Annotated in this window: 13 protein-coding genes; 11 read left to right on the plus strand and 2 right to left on the minus strand. The window is 47.5% G+C overall.

Going from position 1 to position 13921, the window contains the following annotated elements; genetic code table 11:
• The first annotated feature begins 1 nt into the window (after position 1).
• The 6 genes from Q1A08_RS10140 to Q1A08_RS10165 are packed head-to-tail and all read left to right on the plus strand — an operon-like array spanning position 2 to position 6239.
• On the plus strand, positions 2–364 hold the full coding sequence (locus Q1A08_RS10140; protein WP_299772441.1) for a TIGR03750 family conjugal transfer protein: 363 nt from the start codon (positions 2–4) through the stop codon (positions 362–364).
• Complete coding sequence (locus Q1A08_RS10145; protein ID WP_299772443.1) at positions 361–1047, plus strand: PFL_4703 family integrating conjugative element protein; 687 nt, start codon at positions 361–363, stop codon at positions 1045–1047. Before Q1A08_RS10140 ends, Q1A08_RS10145 begins: the two co-directional genes overlap by 4 nt.
• The gene (locus tag Q1A08_RS10150) at positions 1047–1913 is read left to right on the plus strand and encodes a TIGR03749 family integrating conjugative element protein (RefSeq protein WP_299772445.1); all 867 of its coding nucleotides are present in this window, start codon (positions 1047–1049) and stop codon (positions 1911–1913) included. Before Q1A08_RS10145 ends, Q1A08_RS10150 begins: the two co-directional genes overlap by 1 nt.
• Positions 1903–3231: a TIGR03752 family integrating conjugative element protein gene (locus Q1A08_RS10155; protein ID WP_299772447.1), complete on the plus strand. Its 1329-nt coding sequence runs from the start codon at positions 1903–1905 to the stop codon at positions 3229–3231. The genes Q1A08_RS10150 and Q1A08_RS10155 overlap by 11 nt, the downstream gene beginning before the upstream one ends.
• A complete protein-coding gene (locus Q1A08_RS10160) occupies positions 3194–3547 on the plus strand; it encodes a hypothetical protein (protein ID WP_299772449.1) in 354 nt (117 codons plus the stop codon). Before Q1A08_RS10155 ends, Q1A08_RS10160 begins: the two co-directional genes overlap by 38 nt.
• Positions 3540–6239 (plus strand): conjugative transfer ATPase, encoded by a 2700-nt coding sequence (locus Q1A08_RS10165; protein WP_299772450.1) that lies wholly within the window; start codon positions 3540–3542, stop codon positions 6237–6239. Before Q1A08_RS10160 ends, Q1A08_RS10165 begins: the two co-directional genes overlap by 8 nt.
• Here Q1A08_RS10165 and Q1A08_RS10170 read toward each other — a convergent pair.
• Entirely contained in the window at positions 6192–7043 is an 852-nt protein-coding gene (locus Q1A08_RS10170) for a hypothetical protein (RefSeq protein ID WP_299772452.1), read from the minus strand. The genes Q1A08_RS10165 and Q1A08_RS10170 overlap by 48 nt on opposite strands.
• Before the next feature lie 128 nt (positions 7044–7171).
• Positions 7172–8794: a DUF4041 domain-containing protein gene (locus tag Q1A08_RS10175; protein WP_299772454.1), complete on the minus strand. Its 1623-nt coding sequence runs from the start codon at positions 8792–8794 to the stop codon at positions 7172–7174.
• A 206-nt stretch (positions 8795–9000) separates the two neighbouring features.
• Here Q1A08_RS10175 and Q1A08_RS10180 point away from each other — a divergent pair, with 206 nt between their 5' ends.
• The 5 genes from Q1A08_RS10180 to Q1A08_RS10200 are packed head-to-tail and all read left to right on the plus strand — an operon-like array spanning position 9001 to position 13720.
• A complete protein-coding gene (locus Q1A08_RS10180) occupies positions 9001–9450 on the plus strand; it encodes a TIGR03757 family integrating conjugative element protein (RefSeq protein ID WP_299772456.1) in 450 nt (149 codons plus the stop codon).
• On the plus strand, positions 9447–10457 hold the full coding sequence (locus tag Q1A08_RS10185) for a TIGR03756 family integrating conjugative element protein (protein ID WP_299772458.1): 1011 nt from the start codon (positions 9447–9449) through the stop codon (positions 10455–10457). Before Q1A08_RS10180 ends, Q1A08_RS10185 begins: the two co-directional genes overlap by 4 nt.
• Positions 10454–11782, plus strand: coding sequence for an integrating conjugative element protein (locus Q1A08_RS10190; RefSeq protein WP_299772460.1), 1329 nt, complete (start codon positions 10454–10456; stop codon positions 11780–11782). The genes Q1A08_RS10185 and Q1A08_RS10190 overlap by 4 nt, the downstream gene beginning before the upstream one ends.
• Positions 11779–12168 (plus strand): hypothetical protein, encoded by a 390-nt coding sequence (locus Q1A08_RS10195; RefSeq protein ID WP_299772461.1) that lies wholly within the window; start codon positions 11779–11781, stop codon positions 12166–12168. The genes Q1A08_RS10190 and Q1A08_RS10195 overlap by 4 nt, the downstream gene beginning before the upstream one ends.
• Positions 12158–13720 carry a conjugal transfer protein TraG N-terminal domain-containing protein gene (locus Q1A08_RS10200; RefSeq protein WP_299772463.1) on the plus strand — a complete coding sequence of 521 codons (1563 nt, stop codon included), beginning with the start codon at positions 12158–12160 and terminating at the stop codon, positions 13718–13720. Before Q1A08_RS10195 ends, Q1A08_RS10200 begins: the two co-directional genes overlap by 11 nt.
• Positions 13721–13921: the final 201 nt, after the last annotated feature.

Below are 13921 nucleotides of genomic sequence, written 5' to 3' on the forward strand. Positions count from 1 at the left end.
TATGTCGCGACCACAGAAAAATACCTTATTGCCCCATAGGTTGAACGGTGAGCCCTCGATTTTTCGAGGGTGCTCCTTGTCCGAGTTGACGGCTTTGGTTGTTATTGGCGGGCTAACCTTGGTTCCTATCAGTGTGATCATTTGCGGTTTGTTGGGGTTAATAACCATGGGCGTAGGTCTTGGCTTATTACTGGTGATCGGCTGGGTTGTGGTCGGAGCTTCCATCTTGCAGCGACTAAAGCGGGATCGCCCTATCGGGTATTACCAGCTGTGGCTGCGACTAAAAATGGAAGATATGGGGCTGATAAAGCCACGATTTCTGCGCAAGGCCCAGATCTGGTCAACAGGGGGGATGCGCCGATGAGTGACTTATTGGGCTTTATGCGAGATCAGCAGAAGCGTAATCGATTTCTGGAAGCCATTGACCACATTAAAACACTGAGAGTGGTGTGCACGATACTGATAGTCGCAGTTGTTGCTTTATGGTTTCGCAACGGTCATTTGCAGTCCCATCAGCGTTTGTACATTCCACCGGATTTAACCCAAGGTTTGGAAACCGACTTCAAAACAGTGCCTTCAGCGACGGTGTACACCTTTGCCTATTACATTTTTCAGCAGCTTCACCGCTGGAAATCCAATGGGGAAGAAGACTACCCCAGGCAGATATACACCTTACAAGGATTTTTAACGCCAGGCTGCCGAGCGACCTTGGAAGAGGACATGAACCAGAAGCAGAACTTAGGTGAACTTCGTTCCCGCTCTCGTGCTGTACAGGAAATCTTGGGACGTAGTTACAGCCGCAGTCGAGTAATCCAGGAAAGCGAATCCTCATGGAAAACCTGGCTTGACCTTAAAGTGGTGGAATCCATCAACGGTCACCCGGTAAAAGACGTATTGCTTCAATACCCGCTTAAGATCGTTCGCTTTGATGTGGATAAGGAAGTAAACCCCTGGGGTTTAGCGCTGGCTTGCGACCGCAGTATGAAACCGCGTTTGCTGGATGAAGATGATCTGAAATCTCCCTTCCGTCGCCCTGGAGGTCAATAATGTTTAAAGAGAGTTACGCACTGGCCTTATTGTTCTTTCTACTCTTCTGCTCGTTAGATGTTGCTCATGCAAAAGCCCCTGACCGAGTGATCTGGGAGCAGAAGCCGATACCTGTACACATTACGGTAGGTGAAGAGAGGATACTGCATTTTCCGGGTGAAATTCGTTTTTGGTTGCCTGACTCATTGAGTGCTTCAGTGCGCCCACTGGCGGCGGGTAACACGTTGTATCTCAAAGCCCTTAAGCCGCTTGATGCCACTCGAATTCGGGTGCAGCAGTTGGATAGCCAGCAGTTGTTTCTATTGGATATTCGCGCGTCGGATTTGATCACAGATCAAGATCCGATTCAGATCATGATCAAGGATGAGCGGGAAGAGCTCAATGAAATACCGAAAAGCCAAGCGCCGTCCAATAAAATTGATTGGCGAGTTCGACTGACACAATTCGCCGCACAAAGTCTCTATGCTCCAACTCGATTGCAACCCTCTGATCGAAGTATTCGTCGAGTTGAGTTGCCTAACGATCTCCAACTTTGCGACAAACACTTACCTGACAACTTGAATGTAACGTCGGTAGCCTCCTGGAAGAGCGGAGGGCTCTATGTGACGGCCGTCGTACTTGAAAACTTGAGCGACCAGATAATCGCGCTTGAATTTGAAGGGGCCAACCGGGGCCGTCAAAGTAACGTAGATCTCCGCTCGCTCATTCCTGGGAAGTGGGTAACCGTCAGTGCCCAACATCAAGATCTTGACCCCAAGGGCAGTGATGCATCGATAAGCGCCATCTACCTGGTTTCTAAGCAAAGCTTTCTGGACAGTGTTGCGCCATCAGTTCTTGAGTCAACAGGAGAGCATCATGGCCGCTAAACGCATTCACCCAATACTGATTCTTCTTGCCGTAGGCGGTGTGGCTGTAATGGGACTACTGACCTGCTCTGAGCGAGAGTCAAAACATCAGCCCATGGAGGCTGTGCCGACCTTTGATGAAAACAAAGCGCAAGATGGCGATACCCAGTCAAACACCATTAAAGCGCTGCAAGCTTATGCGAAAGAAGCGGTTCATCAATCCGAGTCACTGAATAAGTCGACCCAAGAACAGCTCCGTCAAATGGCCGATACTCGTGAGGCTGTACAGCGATTGGAACAGCAGCGAAGTAATGTGGGGCAAGATATCCAAAGTACCCGCAAGGAAATTAAATCACTAGCGGTGAGTGTTAAAGCCCTAAAGCGTCAGTTGGACGCTTTGGAAAAATCAAACAAGAGGGCACGAGCTCAAATTCAACAAGGACTGCCTAAAGGCTTTGGGTTTGACCAAGAGGGCTTTGTGATGCCGAACGAGACTCGTGGGCGTTGGTATGAATCAGCTTCGGTGGCACCACCGGCAATCCCTCCAAAAACCAACCGCCTACTGCCGGAGAGAAAACGTCAGCGAAGAGATCGACCCAGTCCAGTAAGCATCCAAGTTGCTGAGATTCACCAGCCGGCATTCACAATCCCCAAGGACAGCACCTTAACGGACGGCCTGGCATTAACCGCTTTGATTGGCCGTATTCCTGTCGGTGGGCAAACACCGGATCCATATCCGGTAAAAATCTACGTCGGCAAAGAAAACCTATTGGCCAATGGTCATGACCTACCTGAAGTGGAAGGAATGATTTTTAGCGGTTTGGGTTTCGGCGATTGGAACCTTCAGTGTGTCAGCGCCCGACTTATGTCGGCGACCTATATATTTAGCGATGGCTCTATCGTGAATCACAGCTCTGATGATCAGCCACTTGGATATATTTCAGACCCGAGTGGCATTCCATGCCTTGCCGGGAAATTTGTCAGTAACGCACCAGCGTTTTTAAGTCAGCGTATCGGCTTGGCGGCGCTCGGGGCTGCAGGCTCTGCGTATGCCGAAGCCCAGCAGACACGACAAACTTCGTCATTATCTGGCGGTACCACAAGCACAGTAACGGGCAATATTCACCAATTAGCAGGTGGCCAAGCGGTCCAGTCGGCAACGGACGAGGTGAGCCAATGGTTGCTGGCCAGGCAAAAACAAAGTTTCGATGCTGTGGTGGTTGATCCTGGCGCTACCGTGGCCATTCACTTGGATCAGTCTTTATCTCTTGATCAAAATAGTCTCAACCGGAGGGTTCGTTATGCGAATAACACTGCTGGCCATCGCGATTTGGATTAGTACGGGGCTTGTTGCCTGTACGTCCTCAAAGCAAAAGATCTTTGGTGAAAATCTGCCTTCGATGAAAACCATACACGATCAAAAGTTTGGCGGATCCGGAAACGAGCTTCCCACGTTGATTCAGCGACAATCAGACCAAACCCCTAGCGCCGACCAAGAATTTGTGTGGTTACCCAATCCTGTGATTCGGATGTATGTCTATAAACACCTGTCGCCATCGGGATTGCCCATCCCCGGCTACACGACATTTTTTAAACAATATACCTATGACCGAGTCGCTTTACCGGGTGATATGAAAGAGGGCAAGCATGAGTAAGCATTCAAAAACGCAACCTATCACCAACAAAGACACCCAACGCCTGTATCAGCAATCGGCGTCTATTGTGGACTGGCTCCCCTGGATTGATTACGAAAGTGACTCTCGTACCTTTACGTTAGAGGATGGTTTCAGTGCTGGTGCCATGTTTGAAGTTAGCGCTTTATCAACCGAAGCGAGAACAGAAGCCTTTCTCGAGGAGGTTAGAGAGAATATTCAAACCTGTTTGAATCATGCCATTCCGTCACTCGACAACCCCTTTGTCTTACAGTGCTTTGTATCAGATGAGCCTCATCTTGGGGAATTGGCTGAGGCGCTAAAAGCTTATCCTGAGCAACAGGGTCGGACGGGAAGTCACGACAAACTGAAGGAAGATTTTCATGAACGGATGCAGGCACACTTTCGGAAGCTGTGTGAAAACCCCATTGAAGACAGCGCGGTCTCAGGTGGTCACTGGCAGGGGCGCGATCGAAAGATACGAGTGTTCCTTTACCGAAGAAGACCACTTAATGACGATCAAAAACAAACTCCGCCTGAGGAGCTGAATCAGGTTGTTGAACAGTGGTCGACTCAAATGGCCGCTAGTGGCTTATCTGTGCGGCGTTGCGATGACCAAGATCTCTATCAATGGATGTTCCATTGGTTTAACCCAGATTATTCCGATTCTGATCGCAATTCTGAGTCCAGCCCTCCGCCCATTGCAGAGACCCATGAAGAAAAGCCTTTTGGGTTTGACCTGTCAGAGCAGCTGTTTTTAAGTCAGGCTGAGTCTGATAACCATGGTAATTGGTGGTTTGGCCAAAAGCCACACCGAGCCATCACCGTTGATTCGCTAAAAAGAAAACCTGTGCCGGGCCATATCACCGGCGAACGGCTGATTGGTGATAATCTCTATGCGGTATTTGATCGCTTACCGCCCAATTCAATCTTGAGTTTCACTATCACGATTCAGCCTCAGGATCGTATCGAAAATCATGTGGTGCAGGTCAGGAATGCATCCAAGGGCGAAACCTCAGAAGCAATTGCTGCCCAACACGATGCAGAAGAAGCCCTGACTCATATGTCCAAAGGCGACTATCTGTTCCCGGTATCCACTACCTTGTTTCTCAGGGGAGACAATAAAAGTCAGCTGGACCAATACGTCAGTGATGCCAACGCTCTGCTACTTGCAAATGGACTTCACCCGGTTCGAGTAAAAGATGAGTTATTGTCCATTGATAACTATATACGACAGTTGCCGATGAACTATGAACCGGCGAGAGACAAGATCGCCCGACGAAGCCGTCTGATGTTTTCGAGTGACATCGCCTGCTTACTTCCATTTTATGGACGAAGCCGAGGCACTAAGAATCCTGGTTTCGTGTTTTATAACCGAGGAGGAGAGCCGGTATGCTTTGACCCTCTCAATAAGCTGGATCGTAGCAAGAATGCTTTCGGTTTGGTGCTAGGGCCACCAGGTTCAGGTAAATCCGCTTTGATGGTGTACATCTTGATGCAAGTTGTTGCCATATACGGTGCCCGTATTTATATCGTTGATAAGGGCGGTTCCTTCAAACTCTTTGGTGACTATTGTGAGCACTTCGGATTGAACGTGAATCATATACGACTTAGCCCCAGTGAAGATATCAGCTTACCTCCCTTTGCTGATGCCATTGCTGCCTTTAAAAAGGAATCCAAAGAACAAAGCACTCAAGATTCAAAAGATAGTGAGCATGATGCAACAGATAGCGATCTAGAGGGTAGGGATCTACTGGGTGAAATGGAGCTGAAAGCTCGCATCATGATCACCGGTGGAGCCCCTGAGGAGGAGGCCTTACTGACACGGGCTGATCGACTGGTGATCCGACAGGCGATTTTAAAAGCGGCAGAACTGAAATTGAACCAAACAAGCGAGCCTAGAGCCAAGCAGACAGCTGAAAGTCAGGTTATTTCCAGCGATGTTGAAGGTGCCTTGCGGCTTCTTTCAGATGATGAAGGGCTAACGGCAAACCGTAGGGAGCGCATTAAAGCGATGGCCGATGCAATGGCTTTGTATTGTTCGGGTACTGCAGGTCACTTCTTTAACCGGGTTGGGGAAGCTTGGCCTGAGGCCGATATCACTATTCTGGATATGGATCTATTGGCGAACGAAGGATACGAAGATCAGCTTGCCCTGGGTTTTATGGGGTTGATGAACCAAATTAACAGCGTTGTTGACCGAGAGCAATACAGTGACCGACCGACCTTCGTACTCGCCGACGAAGCCCACCTGATTACCACCAATCCTTTACTGTCTATCTACCTCGTTAAGATCGTCAAAATGTGGAGAAAGCTAGGAGCTTGGCTCTGGTTAGCCACTCAAAACCTTGAAGATTTTCCGGATGAATCAAAGAAGTTGCTCAATATGTTTGAGTGGTGGATTGCTATGGTTTGCCCTAAACAAGAGATCGAGCAAATAAGCCGATTCAAAGACTTAAACCCAGAGCAACAAAGCTTACTTCAAGCCACCCGAAAGCACCCCGGAAATTATACCGAAGGTGTCGTGATCTCCGACAACCTCCAGTGTTTGTTTCGTAATATACCTCCACAAATCTCCCTGTATTTGGCTATGACGGAAAAACATGAAAAGAAGACTCGCTTCCAGCTTATGCGGAAATTTAATTGTTCAGAACTTGAGGCTATTTACCATCTTTTGTCTAGATTTGAAATTTAGGTTGGATGTGGGATGAATTTCTTCTGTATGGAATTGAACCAAGTCGTAAATGAATATGTCAATTATTCGTTTGGGCGTTTTTTTCATGAATTTAGTGATTCCTGGAAATGACCATCGTCTATCCATAGCTAAGCGTGTTAAGATTAAGGTGGCCTCGGTGACTGAAAATACCCCAAGTGCTATTACTGTTACCCAAAGGCAAAAATTAGCGAAGCTTTGCTTGTCCAGTAGCCCGAGTATAACTTGATGGTGCACATCATTTCGAAGTAAAAGAAGAGTAGCCACTGATATTAAGGAAATGCTAAGTGCTAGGATTCGTGGCTTAGCGTCGCTGTTATATATTCTTAAAGAGAAGTTTTTGAAGTAGTGATTTAGCTTGTCTTCGTTTTTCTGTGACAGCTGTCTACATACTTCAAAGCGTTTAGCCGCTTCTAACATTTTGTGTGGTGGTATTCCAGTTCTTTTAGATATCCATTTTTTCTTAGCCTGAATGATAGCTTTTTCGTTTGGTTTTTGATCCTTACTTACTCTGGAAAGAATGGCTTTGTCTCTAGTGTTTTGCATCAAGGCTGTCGATATGATGAACAGAACTTCAAATATAGGTATAAGGTAAAAATATATATCTTTCAGGGGTATGGAGCAGATAGAGGAATCTGAAGCTGTGAAATACAACACTACGAAGATAAAAAATGCCACGCCTGAAGCTATCGATAGAGCCAGTTGTACGGCAATCTTCTTGGCATGTATTGTATAGCTATAGAATTGTATAAAGTACTCTCGAGCGAATTCTTCGAGTTGGTTCAATTGGTGCTCCATTTGGGAAATTTACGCTGGAAAAATAAGTTTTTCGCCTGGTGCTTGCATATTGGGTTGCACATCTCAACGAGTTGCCAGCTTTGTGTGTTTAGATAAAACTATTATTTAAGATAAGTTCAAGCCAATTCTAATACTGGGTTGGCAGAACTCTCATTTTGTTTGGAAATCGCTCTAGACTCCCTGTACTCGGCAGCTTCAGCAGACATGGTCCAGTGAACTTCAAGGTCGTAATCCTCAACGGCCTGTCTTATCTCGGCGATTGTTGTGCTGAAAAACTCCTTACGAAGATTTACTTTGTTCAATCGAGCGTGACTAAAGAAATTGTGAAGTTCATTTTCGAGAGTTGGGGCGTCTTCGCTGTTGATGATGGCATGGACATCGAAAGGAAAGGGCACACTCGCATCGCCTAGCTCTTTCACTCGATCCATAGGTTCTAAGCGCCTGGTCATCCCAATTTTGTACACATTTTCGCCAAACGATCCTTCGTTCGAAATGACGTAAACGTGGCCTCGACGCGTTTGCTGCGCCATAGAAAGGGCTCTTTGATTTTTAGCTTCAGCTTCACTCAGCTTAGAAGTGAGCTCTTCGAGTTGTCTTTCAAACTTCTCCCTCTCTGCGTCACCGGCTGCAGCTAGCTCTTTTCTTGCCTTTTCCATCGCTTTTTGAAGCATTTTTTCTTCTTTTTCAGCTTCTCGAATGGCCTTCTCGATTTCCTTACGAGCGCGTTCTTCCTCACGCATTTGTTCACGAATGGCCTTTTGCTCTTCGCGTTCTTGAATTTTTAGCTCGTTCACGGCTACCGACCACTTAAGTTCCCGTATTCTGGCGGTTAGGTAGAGCTCTGTGATTCGGGCGTTTCTGAACGCCTCTCCATGCATGTTTACGACCGTGTACGAGTCTTTTATCTCTTGCTCCAACTTTCCATAGTTGTCATGTTTTACTTTGGATAGGATTGAATCAACCTTACCATTGAAGGCGTCGAGGACAAATTTGATGGCGGTACGTCTTCTAACTTTCTCTGAATAATCACAATCTGCAGCGGTATTGTGTTTGATCATGTCTTTAGTCTTGTTGCGAGCTGCCTTTAATTCTTGTCCGGCCTGTTTGTGGTCGAAGTCCTCGGCGAGCTCATCAATCGTGCTGTGATTGGGAATTAAGTATTCATCGCCATAGCCATTGATGGTGTTTTTCATGGCCTTGGCTTTATCCTCAAAACGATCTGCATTTTCCTTTGCGAACAGCGCTTCGCCTGCTATTTCCTCTGCTTTCTTTCTTGCATCCGTCATGAGCTCTGCTGATTGCGATTTTGCCAAGTCCATGATTTCGCTGGCTTTGGTTTCTGAGTTTTCCTTAAACTGCCTTGCCTGTTGTCTAATTTTTTGTGATTCAGTTTTGGCTTCGGTTAAGGACTGATTCCCTTGTTCAACAAGTTCATTGCACTTAACTTTGGCTTCATCGAGCTTTGATCTTATAAGGTCTTCTGCTTCCCGGCGTTTATTGGCGATTGCTTTGTCCAGATCAAGGATGCCTTTGTATTGTCGAAGAGGGTCAGTTTCTTCTTTCAGATCTTGTAAGGATTTTTGGGCAATGAGTAGATTAGATTCGAGATTATCTACTCTGGTTTTGGAGGCTTCCAGTTCTTTTTGCGCCTCCCTGAGCCTGCCATACAAGAAGAGGGCCAGTCCAGGAACACCAAATACGAGAATGAGTAGTACTAAAATTCCTTGGGGGGTATCCATAATGCGTCTTCGTCCCTTTAGTCGCTAGATCAATTCTCTACTTTAGCATAGCAATGGACCTAGGTAAGTAGCTCTAGGTTATAAAACTCACCCTTTGGATCAATGAATCATTTTAATTTCTCATCTGAGTGAATGATATTGCCTGTTTTTTGATCGTTGCATTGAGACTATAAAGCCATAAGCCCTAATTCGTCGCTGGAGGCAGTATGGTTAAGCTCTATTTACATCATTTCGTCACAACTATTGGGCTTGCGATGTTTAGCTGTAGCTCAATAGCGCAGGATCAGCTAACACTCCTTACTGGCGACGTTGCTAACCAAAACCTTCAACACGCTGAAAGTGACAGATTTATCCTGTCTATACATGTATTGGGGGCAGCAGAGCGCTGGGCACAACAATATAGTGCAAACCTTCCAAAAGAAGCAGAGTCCGCGAAGAAACATTTTTTAGAAATCTGGCAATCGAAACGGGAAGAAATTCAGGACGAAATAAAATCGGCCTATCAACCTTTACTGTATTCGATATCGAAAAATATTAATCGTTATCCGGCCGTAGTCATCAACGATCGTTACGTCATTTACGGGGTAGAGGATGTAAATAAAGCCTACGCGATCTACTTGAAATGGGTAGAGAAACAAACGGAGGCATCACAATGAAATTTCGAAAAGCATTATTAGCTTTTTGCCTTCTGCTCTCATCGGCCCCATCACAAAGTATTGTCTTGGATAGGGCTCAGTTTACTACGCTGGATATCGTATCCGGTATGACACTGGATCCTTCCTGTCTAAACTACTGCATTACCGGTATTTGTGTGTGGCTTCGCTGTACATTGGCAGGATGCTCCATCGAAACGAGTATCAAGGTGAGTCACTACAACCCCGATGTTGTTGTCAGTGTTTACGATGAGGGAGGCGGCAACCCTTGGCTCGAAGCCCAGTCTCTATACGGCGCTATAGAAGTGAGTTTGGCGCAGAGCTTAACCCAAACGTTTCACGATTCATTCGCCGGTGGCGGTCAACAAACAGAAGGCGGGAGTTCGGCTGCCGACAATAGCTTGCGTTTCAAAGAGGCGACCGTTGTTGGACACCCATTGTCGAGCATTTCTAGCTTTGTGGGCAACGGATATTACTGTCCTTCAGAAGCAGACAGCCTAGTTCCGTATTTTTCTTCATCCTTCGATACCTTGACCTGGCGACTTGGCCTCCCCGAATACCTGTATATACATAACCTGATTCCAGGTCGAAGAGTTGTCGGTGACGGCATTCATCAACAGTGGGGCCCCGTTTGGCCTAGAACGGGGTTTATCAAACAAAAGGACGATGCAAAAGCGGCCGCCGTCATTGCACAGCGAGCGGGTAATATCGTTACTCAAGCAAGGCAACCCCATGTGTACCAACAGCTTAACGGCAATGGATATTACAAAAGCTGGTTACCTGGTGAGCTGAAAGAAAACAATGAGCGCACCGGTGTATGGCAGATGCTGTCTCCTCGTATGGATCGACAGTGTTATGCATTCGGAGAAAATGATGTTTTTAGCCAGTCATGGTCCGCTGGCCGAAACTCGGAGGACAATAAATACGCCTTTACGCTTTGGCGTCCCTACGAATGTTGCGAAAGCCAAGGTCTATACCTGTTTACGGTTCCTCTGCAGGTGTGCTTATGAGTAAGAACATCAAAATGCTGATCGTTCCAGCTCTCGTATTCTCTATCATGAGTCATGCACAGCAAGCCCCTACGGAAGATAGCTTATTCTACTATGAAATAGGAGGTGGTCGGAATGTGACGCTTCCTCCTGGGTTGGAAATTACCACCATTGATCTTTCCTTCAGTGCGCAAGCTAATATGTTAAGTTGCAGTGGCTTTGATCCTACTGTTGCCATCAAGCACTCATTGGACAACTTAAAAAACGGTGTTGATGATGCCATCAATGCTGTAGAAAGCGCTGCGACTGCCGCCATTGCAAACTTACCGGGATACATCCTTCAAAAAGCCAACCCAGGTCTTTATGACTTGTTTCAAAATGCACTGCTAAGGGCAAACGAATCTTTAAAAATCGCCACAAAAAGTTGCGAGCGCGTACAGTATGAAATATCTAATAATACGAACCCTTTTGATGAGTGGATCACCATCAGTTGGGGGGATTCTTGGAAACATACCTTAGGCGCGGGCGGTGAAAATATCCATGACGCGGTAGAGGCGGCTGAACGTGCCCCGGAAAATGGTATCCGTTGGATAGGTGGGGAGAAGCGAGGAGGTCAGGGGCAGCCTCCTATCCGAGTCATTGGTGATGTGTCGATCGCCGGTTTAAACACTCTTTCCAAACGGTCACCCACCGACAATAGCAGTCTTCCTAACAATTCAGCGCTAAAACCACACTTCTCAAATCCGGAAGAACTCCGGACGTGGATAGAAGGTGTGCTGGGTGAGGTGGAAGTTGGGCTATGCGATAGTTGCTCTAAAGCTGCTCGCCCTGGAAAGGGTCTACTGCCCAAGGTTGAAAGCCTAGCCGACGAGTTGGCCAATAACATCTCTGATCTCATAAGTGGTACTTCAGTACCGAATAGGCAGGCTCTAGAACACGTGAGCGCCCCTGGCATCACTTTCACACTGCAAGTGATTGAAGCAGTTCGCAGCCTTTCAAGGGAAGAGCAATCCATTGTCACCCAAAAGCTTGCACAGGATGTCGCCGAAGCTCGTGTGTTGGAACAGGCCATGGTTGTTCGGCGCTTGCTACTGAGTGGTCGCAAAGAAGGAAATGTGGCAGCCAATAAACTGGCCCAGCGAGAAGTGGATCATGCGCTTTCCGAATTGGATGGCGAAATCCGTAATGTGCTCTTTGAAAAGGAGGTGCGCGAAAAACTCGTGAACCAAACGATCATCCAGGTACTAAAGCAGGACCGCGCCAAGCGCCTGTCTTCCATCAGCCGCCCAAGCAATGCCAATAGAGAAGACCAGAAGCCTCTTCGACATGGAGCGGTTGAGCGATGATAGCGGCGCTAAAAAGACAAGTAAGCCTCTGGTTATTTACGTTAGTTTCGATAGCCGTTCTGTGCTTCGTTGGTGTTGCACTGAGTCAGTGGTTTTTATTGAATTCACTCGCTGTATCTGTAAGCCCCTGGTCCAGGTTGTCCATAATTATTCGCTATACCATTTACGTTTTTCTGGTCTTATTGAGTCCATGGTTTCTGACGATAGCAAAGACCATTAAATACGATACTTCCAAAAATTCTAAAAATTACGGCCATCAAAAAGCCAAAGGGCTCCGGTTCCGCAAAAACATACGCTTAAAAATGGTTGTGCTGGTCATCGCTTACGAAGCGGTTGTTATCGCGAACCCTATAGGCATTATCATGGAGCAGCTCTATGGCCGTTGATAGCACGCTTGAGTTGTATACCACTTTGTTCGGTTGGTTGTTCTACAACCAGTTATGGTCTGTTCTCAGTGCTACGGGCTTAGTCTTTCTGCCGTTTCTGGGCATTTTATTGGATACGGTTACACGACAATATGCCAATGACGATGTCGAAGAGGGCAGTGCAAACAGCCTACGCCAACTGGAGGTCGAGTTCTTTTTGGCATTCCTAGTCGTCGTGTTGGCGGCTGTTCCTTCCATGCCTTTAAGAGCCGTTGACCTCTCGTTCACGCCGCAGGCCATTATCGGAACGGCGGCGCAACCTGTAGCGACCGTCGCGAACTCCCGCTCTACTTTTGGCGGAGGCATTTCTTTTCAGGGAGCGCCTAATACGGTTCAAGTACCCGCATTTTGGATGTTAGTGATGAGCCTAAGCTCTGGCCTCAATCGAGCGGTTATGGAAGCGGTGCCGCCTAGCTTGAACTATCGTACCTACCTCCATGACCTGAGAGAATCGCAGATTAAATCTCCAGAACTGAGGCATGAGCTGAATGATTTTTATCGTGATTGTTTTGTTGCGGCCCGATCGAGATACATTGAAAACCGCCCAAACTCCTCGCAAGCGCAACAAGTACTCACTCGCTTTGGCATCACTGATCCTGATTGGTTAGGTTCGCGCTTGTATCGTCAGCTGCCTGGCTATTACAACCAGCTCAGGTCGAAAACACCCAGAAAGGGTTACCCCTGGGTAGCAGGAAGGGATATCGAGTGGTCTGCGGATAACGCACCTACCTACGGGAAGCCCTATTGTTCACAGTGGTGGTTGAATATTGAACAGAGCTTGTTAGCCGAAGCCGGCGATATCGCCCTCAAGGCAGCCGCCGCAGAGCCCGGCTGGGACTCTGAGGTACGTCGGGATGCCGTGCTTCAAATCCTTCTGCTGAACTCCCCTCCGAGATGGACGAGTCGAGGTTATGATTTTGCCTACGGTAACCTGGTTGATGGCAGCGTTGTCGAAATCGAAGACGAGGTCTCCAAGGTGGTACAGACTATTGGCCAACAAGGATTAGCTGCCTATGGTTTGGCGACGACTAGTATTTCCTTTGCCACGTATTTGCGTGTGTTTTTGGAAGGCGCGCCAATGATGCAAGCCTTGGTTCTCATGGGGCTCTACGCTTTATTGCCCCTATTTATTCTTCTCTCACGTTATCGCTTATCCAGCTTATTCGGTGGTGCCTTGGCCCTGTTTACTGTGAAATTTTGGACGGTGCTGTGGTTTTTTGCGTGGTGGGTGGATCAGAACTTGATCCAGGCGCTGTACCCGGAACCGGGTCATATGACCACCATGTACCATTTCGATTTGACGCTCAAGCGAGTCATTTTGAATTTCCTCACCGGTAGCCTGTACATCGTACTACCCTTGATTCTGTCGGTGTATGCCGGGCTTGCTGGTGCAAGAGCCGCAGGGCAGCTCAGTGGGGTAGGGATGGCTCTGACCGCTGGGGCAGGAGCTGCGAAAAATGCCCGGATACCCATGGGCGGAAAGGCAAAGATGGCAGCAAAGGCTAAAAAATAGCGCTCTAACAACCGGTTTTACAACAGTGGTGTTTGCTGTCTCAAACACACTGGCATCAAGATCGCTGCCAAGCAGGATGCCCTCATTTCAGCTGAAGTGAGATCGATCAGTTTTACTCACCCAACAGGGGAGCGTCGCGCCCTCCTTTTGGGGTAGCGGTCCCTTTTTTAACGACACACTCATTGAACCAGGAGAACTGCT

It is taken from the genome of uncultured Pseudoteredinibacter sp. (assembly GCF_947500695.1).
GTDB lineage: Bacteria > Pseudomonadota > Gammaproteobacteria > Pseudomonadales > Cellvibrionaceae > Pseudoteredinibacter.

Bases quoted from the DNA above. Each gene is read 5' to 3' on its own strand.
- Q1A08_RS10175 (WP_299772454.1), bottom strand. From the start codon at position 8,794: ATGGATACCCCCCAAGGAATTTTAGTACTACTCATTCTCGTATTTGGT.
- Q1A08_RS10145 (WP_299772443.1), top strand. From the start codon at position 361: ATGAGTGACTTATTGGGCTTTATGCGAGATCAGCAGAAGCGTAATCGA.
- Q1A08_RS10160 (WP_299772449.1), top strand. From the start codon at position 3,194: ATGCGAATAACACTGCTGGCCATCGCGATTTGGATTAGTACGGGGCTT.
- Q1A08_RS10195 (WP_299772461.1), top strand. From the start codon at position 11,779: ATGATAGCGGCGCTAAAAAGACAAGTAAGCCTCTGGTTATTTACGTTA.
- Q1A08_RS10200 (WP_299772463.1), top strand. From the start codon at position 12,158: ATGGCCGTTGATAGCACGCTTGAGTTGTATACCACTTTGTTCGGTTGG.
- Q1A08_RS10180 (WP_299772456.1), top strand. From the start codon at position 9,001: ATGGTTAAGCTCTATTTACATCATTTCGTCACAACTATTGGGCTTGCG.
- Q1A08_RS10165 (WP_299772450.1), top strand. From the start codon at position 3,540: ATGAGTAAGCATTCAAAAACGCAACCTATCACCAACAAAGACACCCAA.
- Q1A08_RS10140 (WP_299772441.1), top strand. From the start codon at position 2: ATGTCGCGACCACAGAAAAATACCTTATTGCCCCATAGGTTGAACGGT.
- Q1A08_RS10155 (WP_299772447.1), top strand. From the start codon at position 1,903: ATGGCCGCTAAACGCATTCACCCAATACTGATTCTTCTTGCCGTAGGC.
- Q1A08_RS10150 (WP_299772445.1), top strand. From the start codon at position 1,047: ATGTTTAAAGAGAGTTACGCACTGGCCTTATTGTTCTTTCTACTCTTC.
- Q1A08_RS10190 (WP_299772460.1), top strand. From the start codon at position 10,454: ATGAGTAAGAACATCAAAATGCTGATCGTTCCAGCTCTCGTATTCTCT.
- Q1A08_RS10185 (WP_299772458.1), top strand. From the start codon at position 9,447: ATGAAATTTCGAAAAGCATTATTAGCTTTTTGCCTTCTGCTCTCATCG.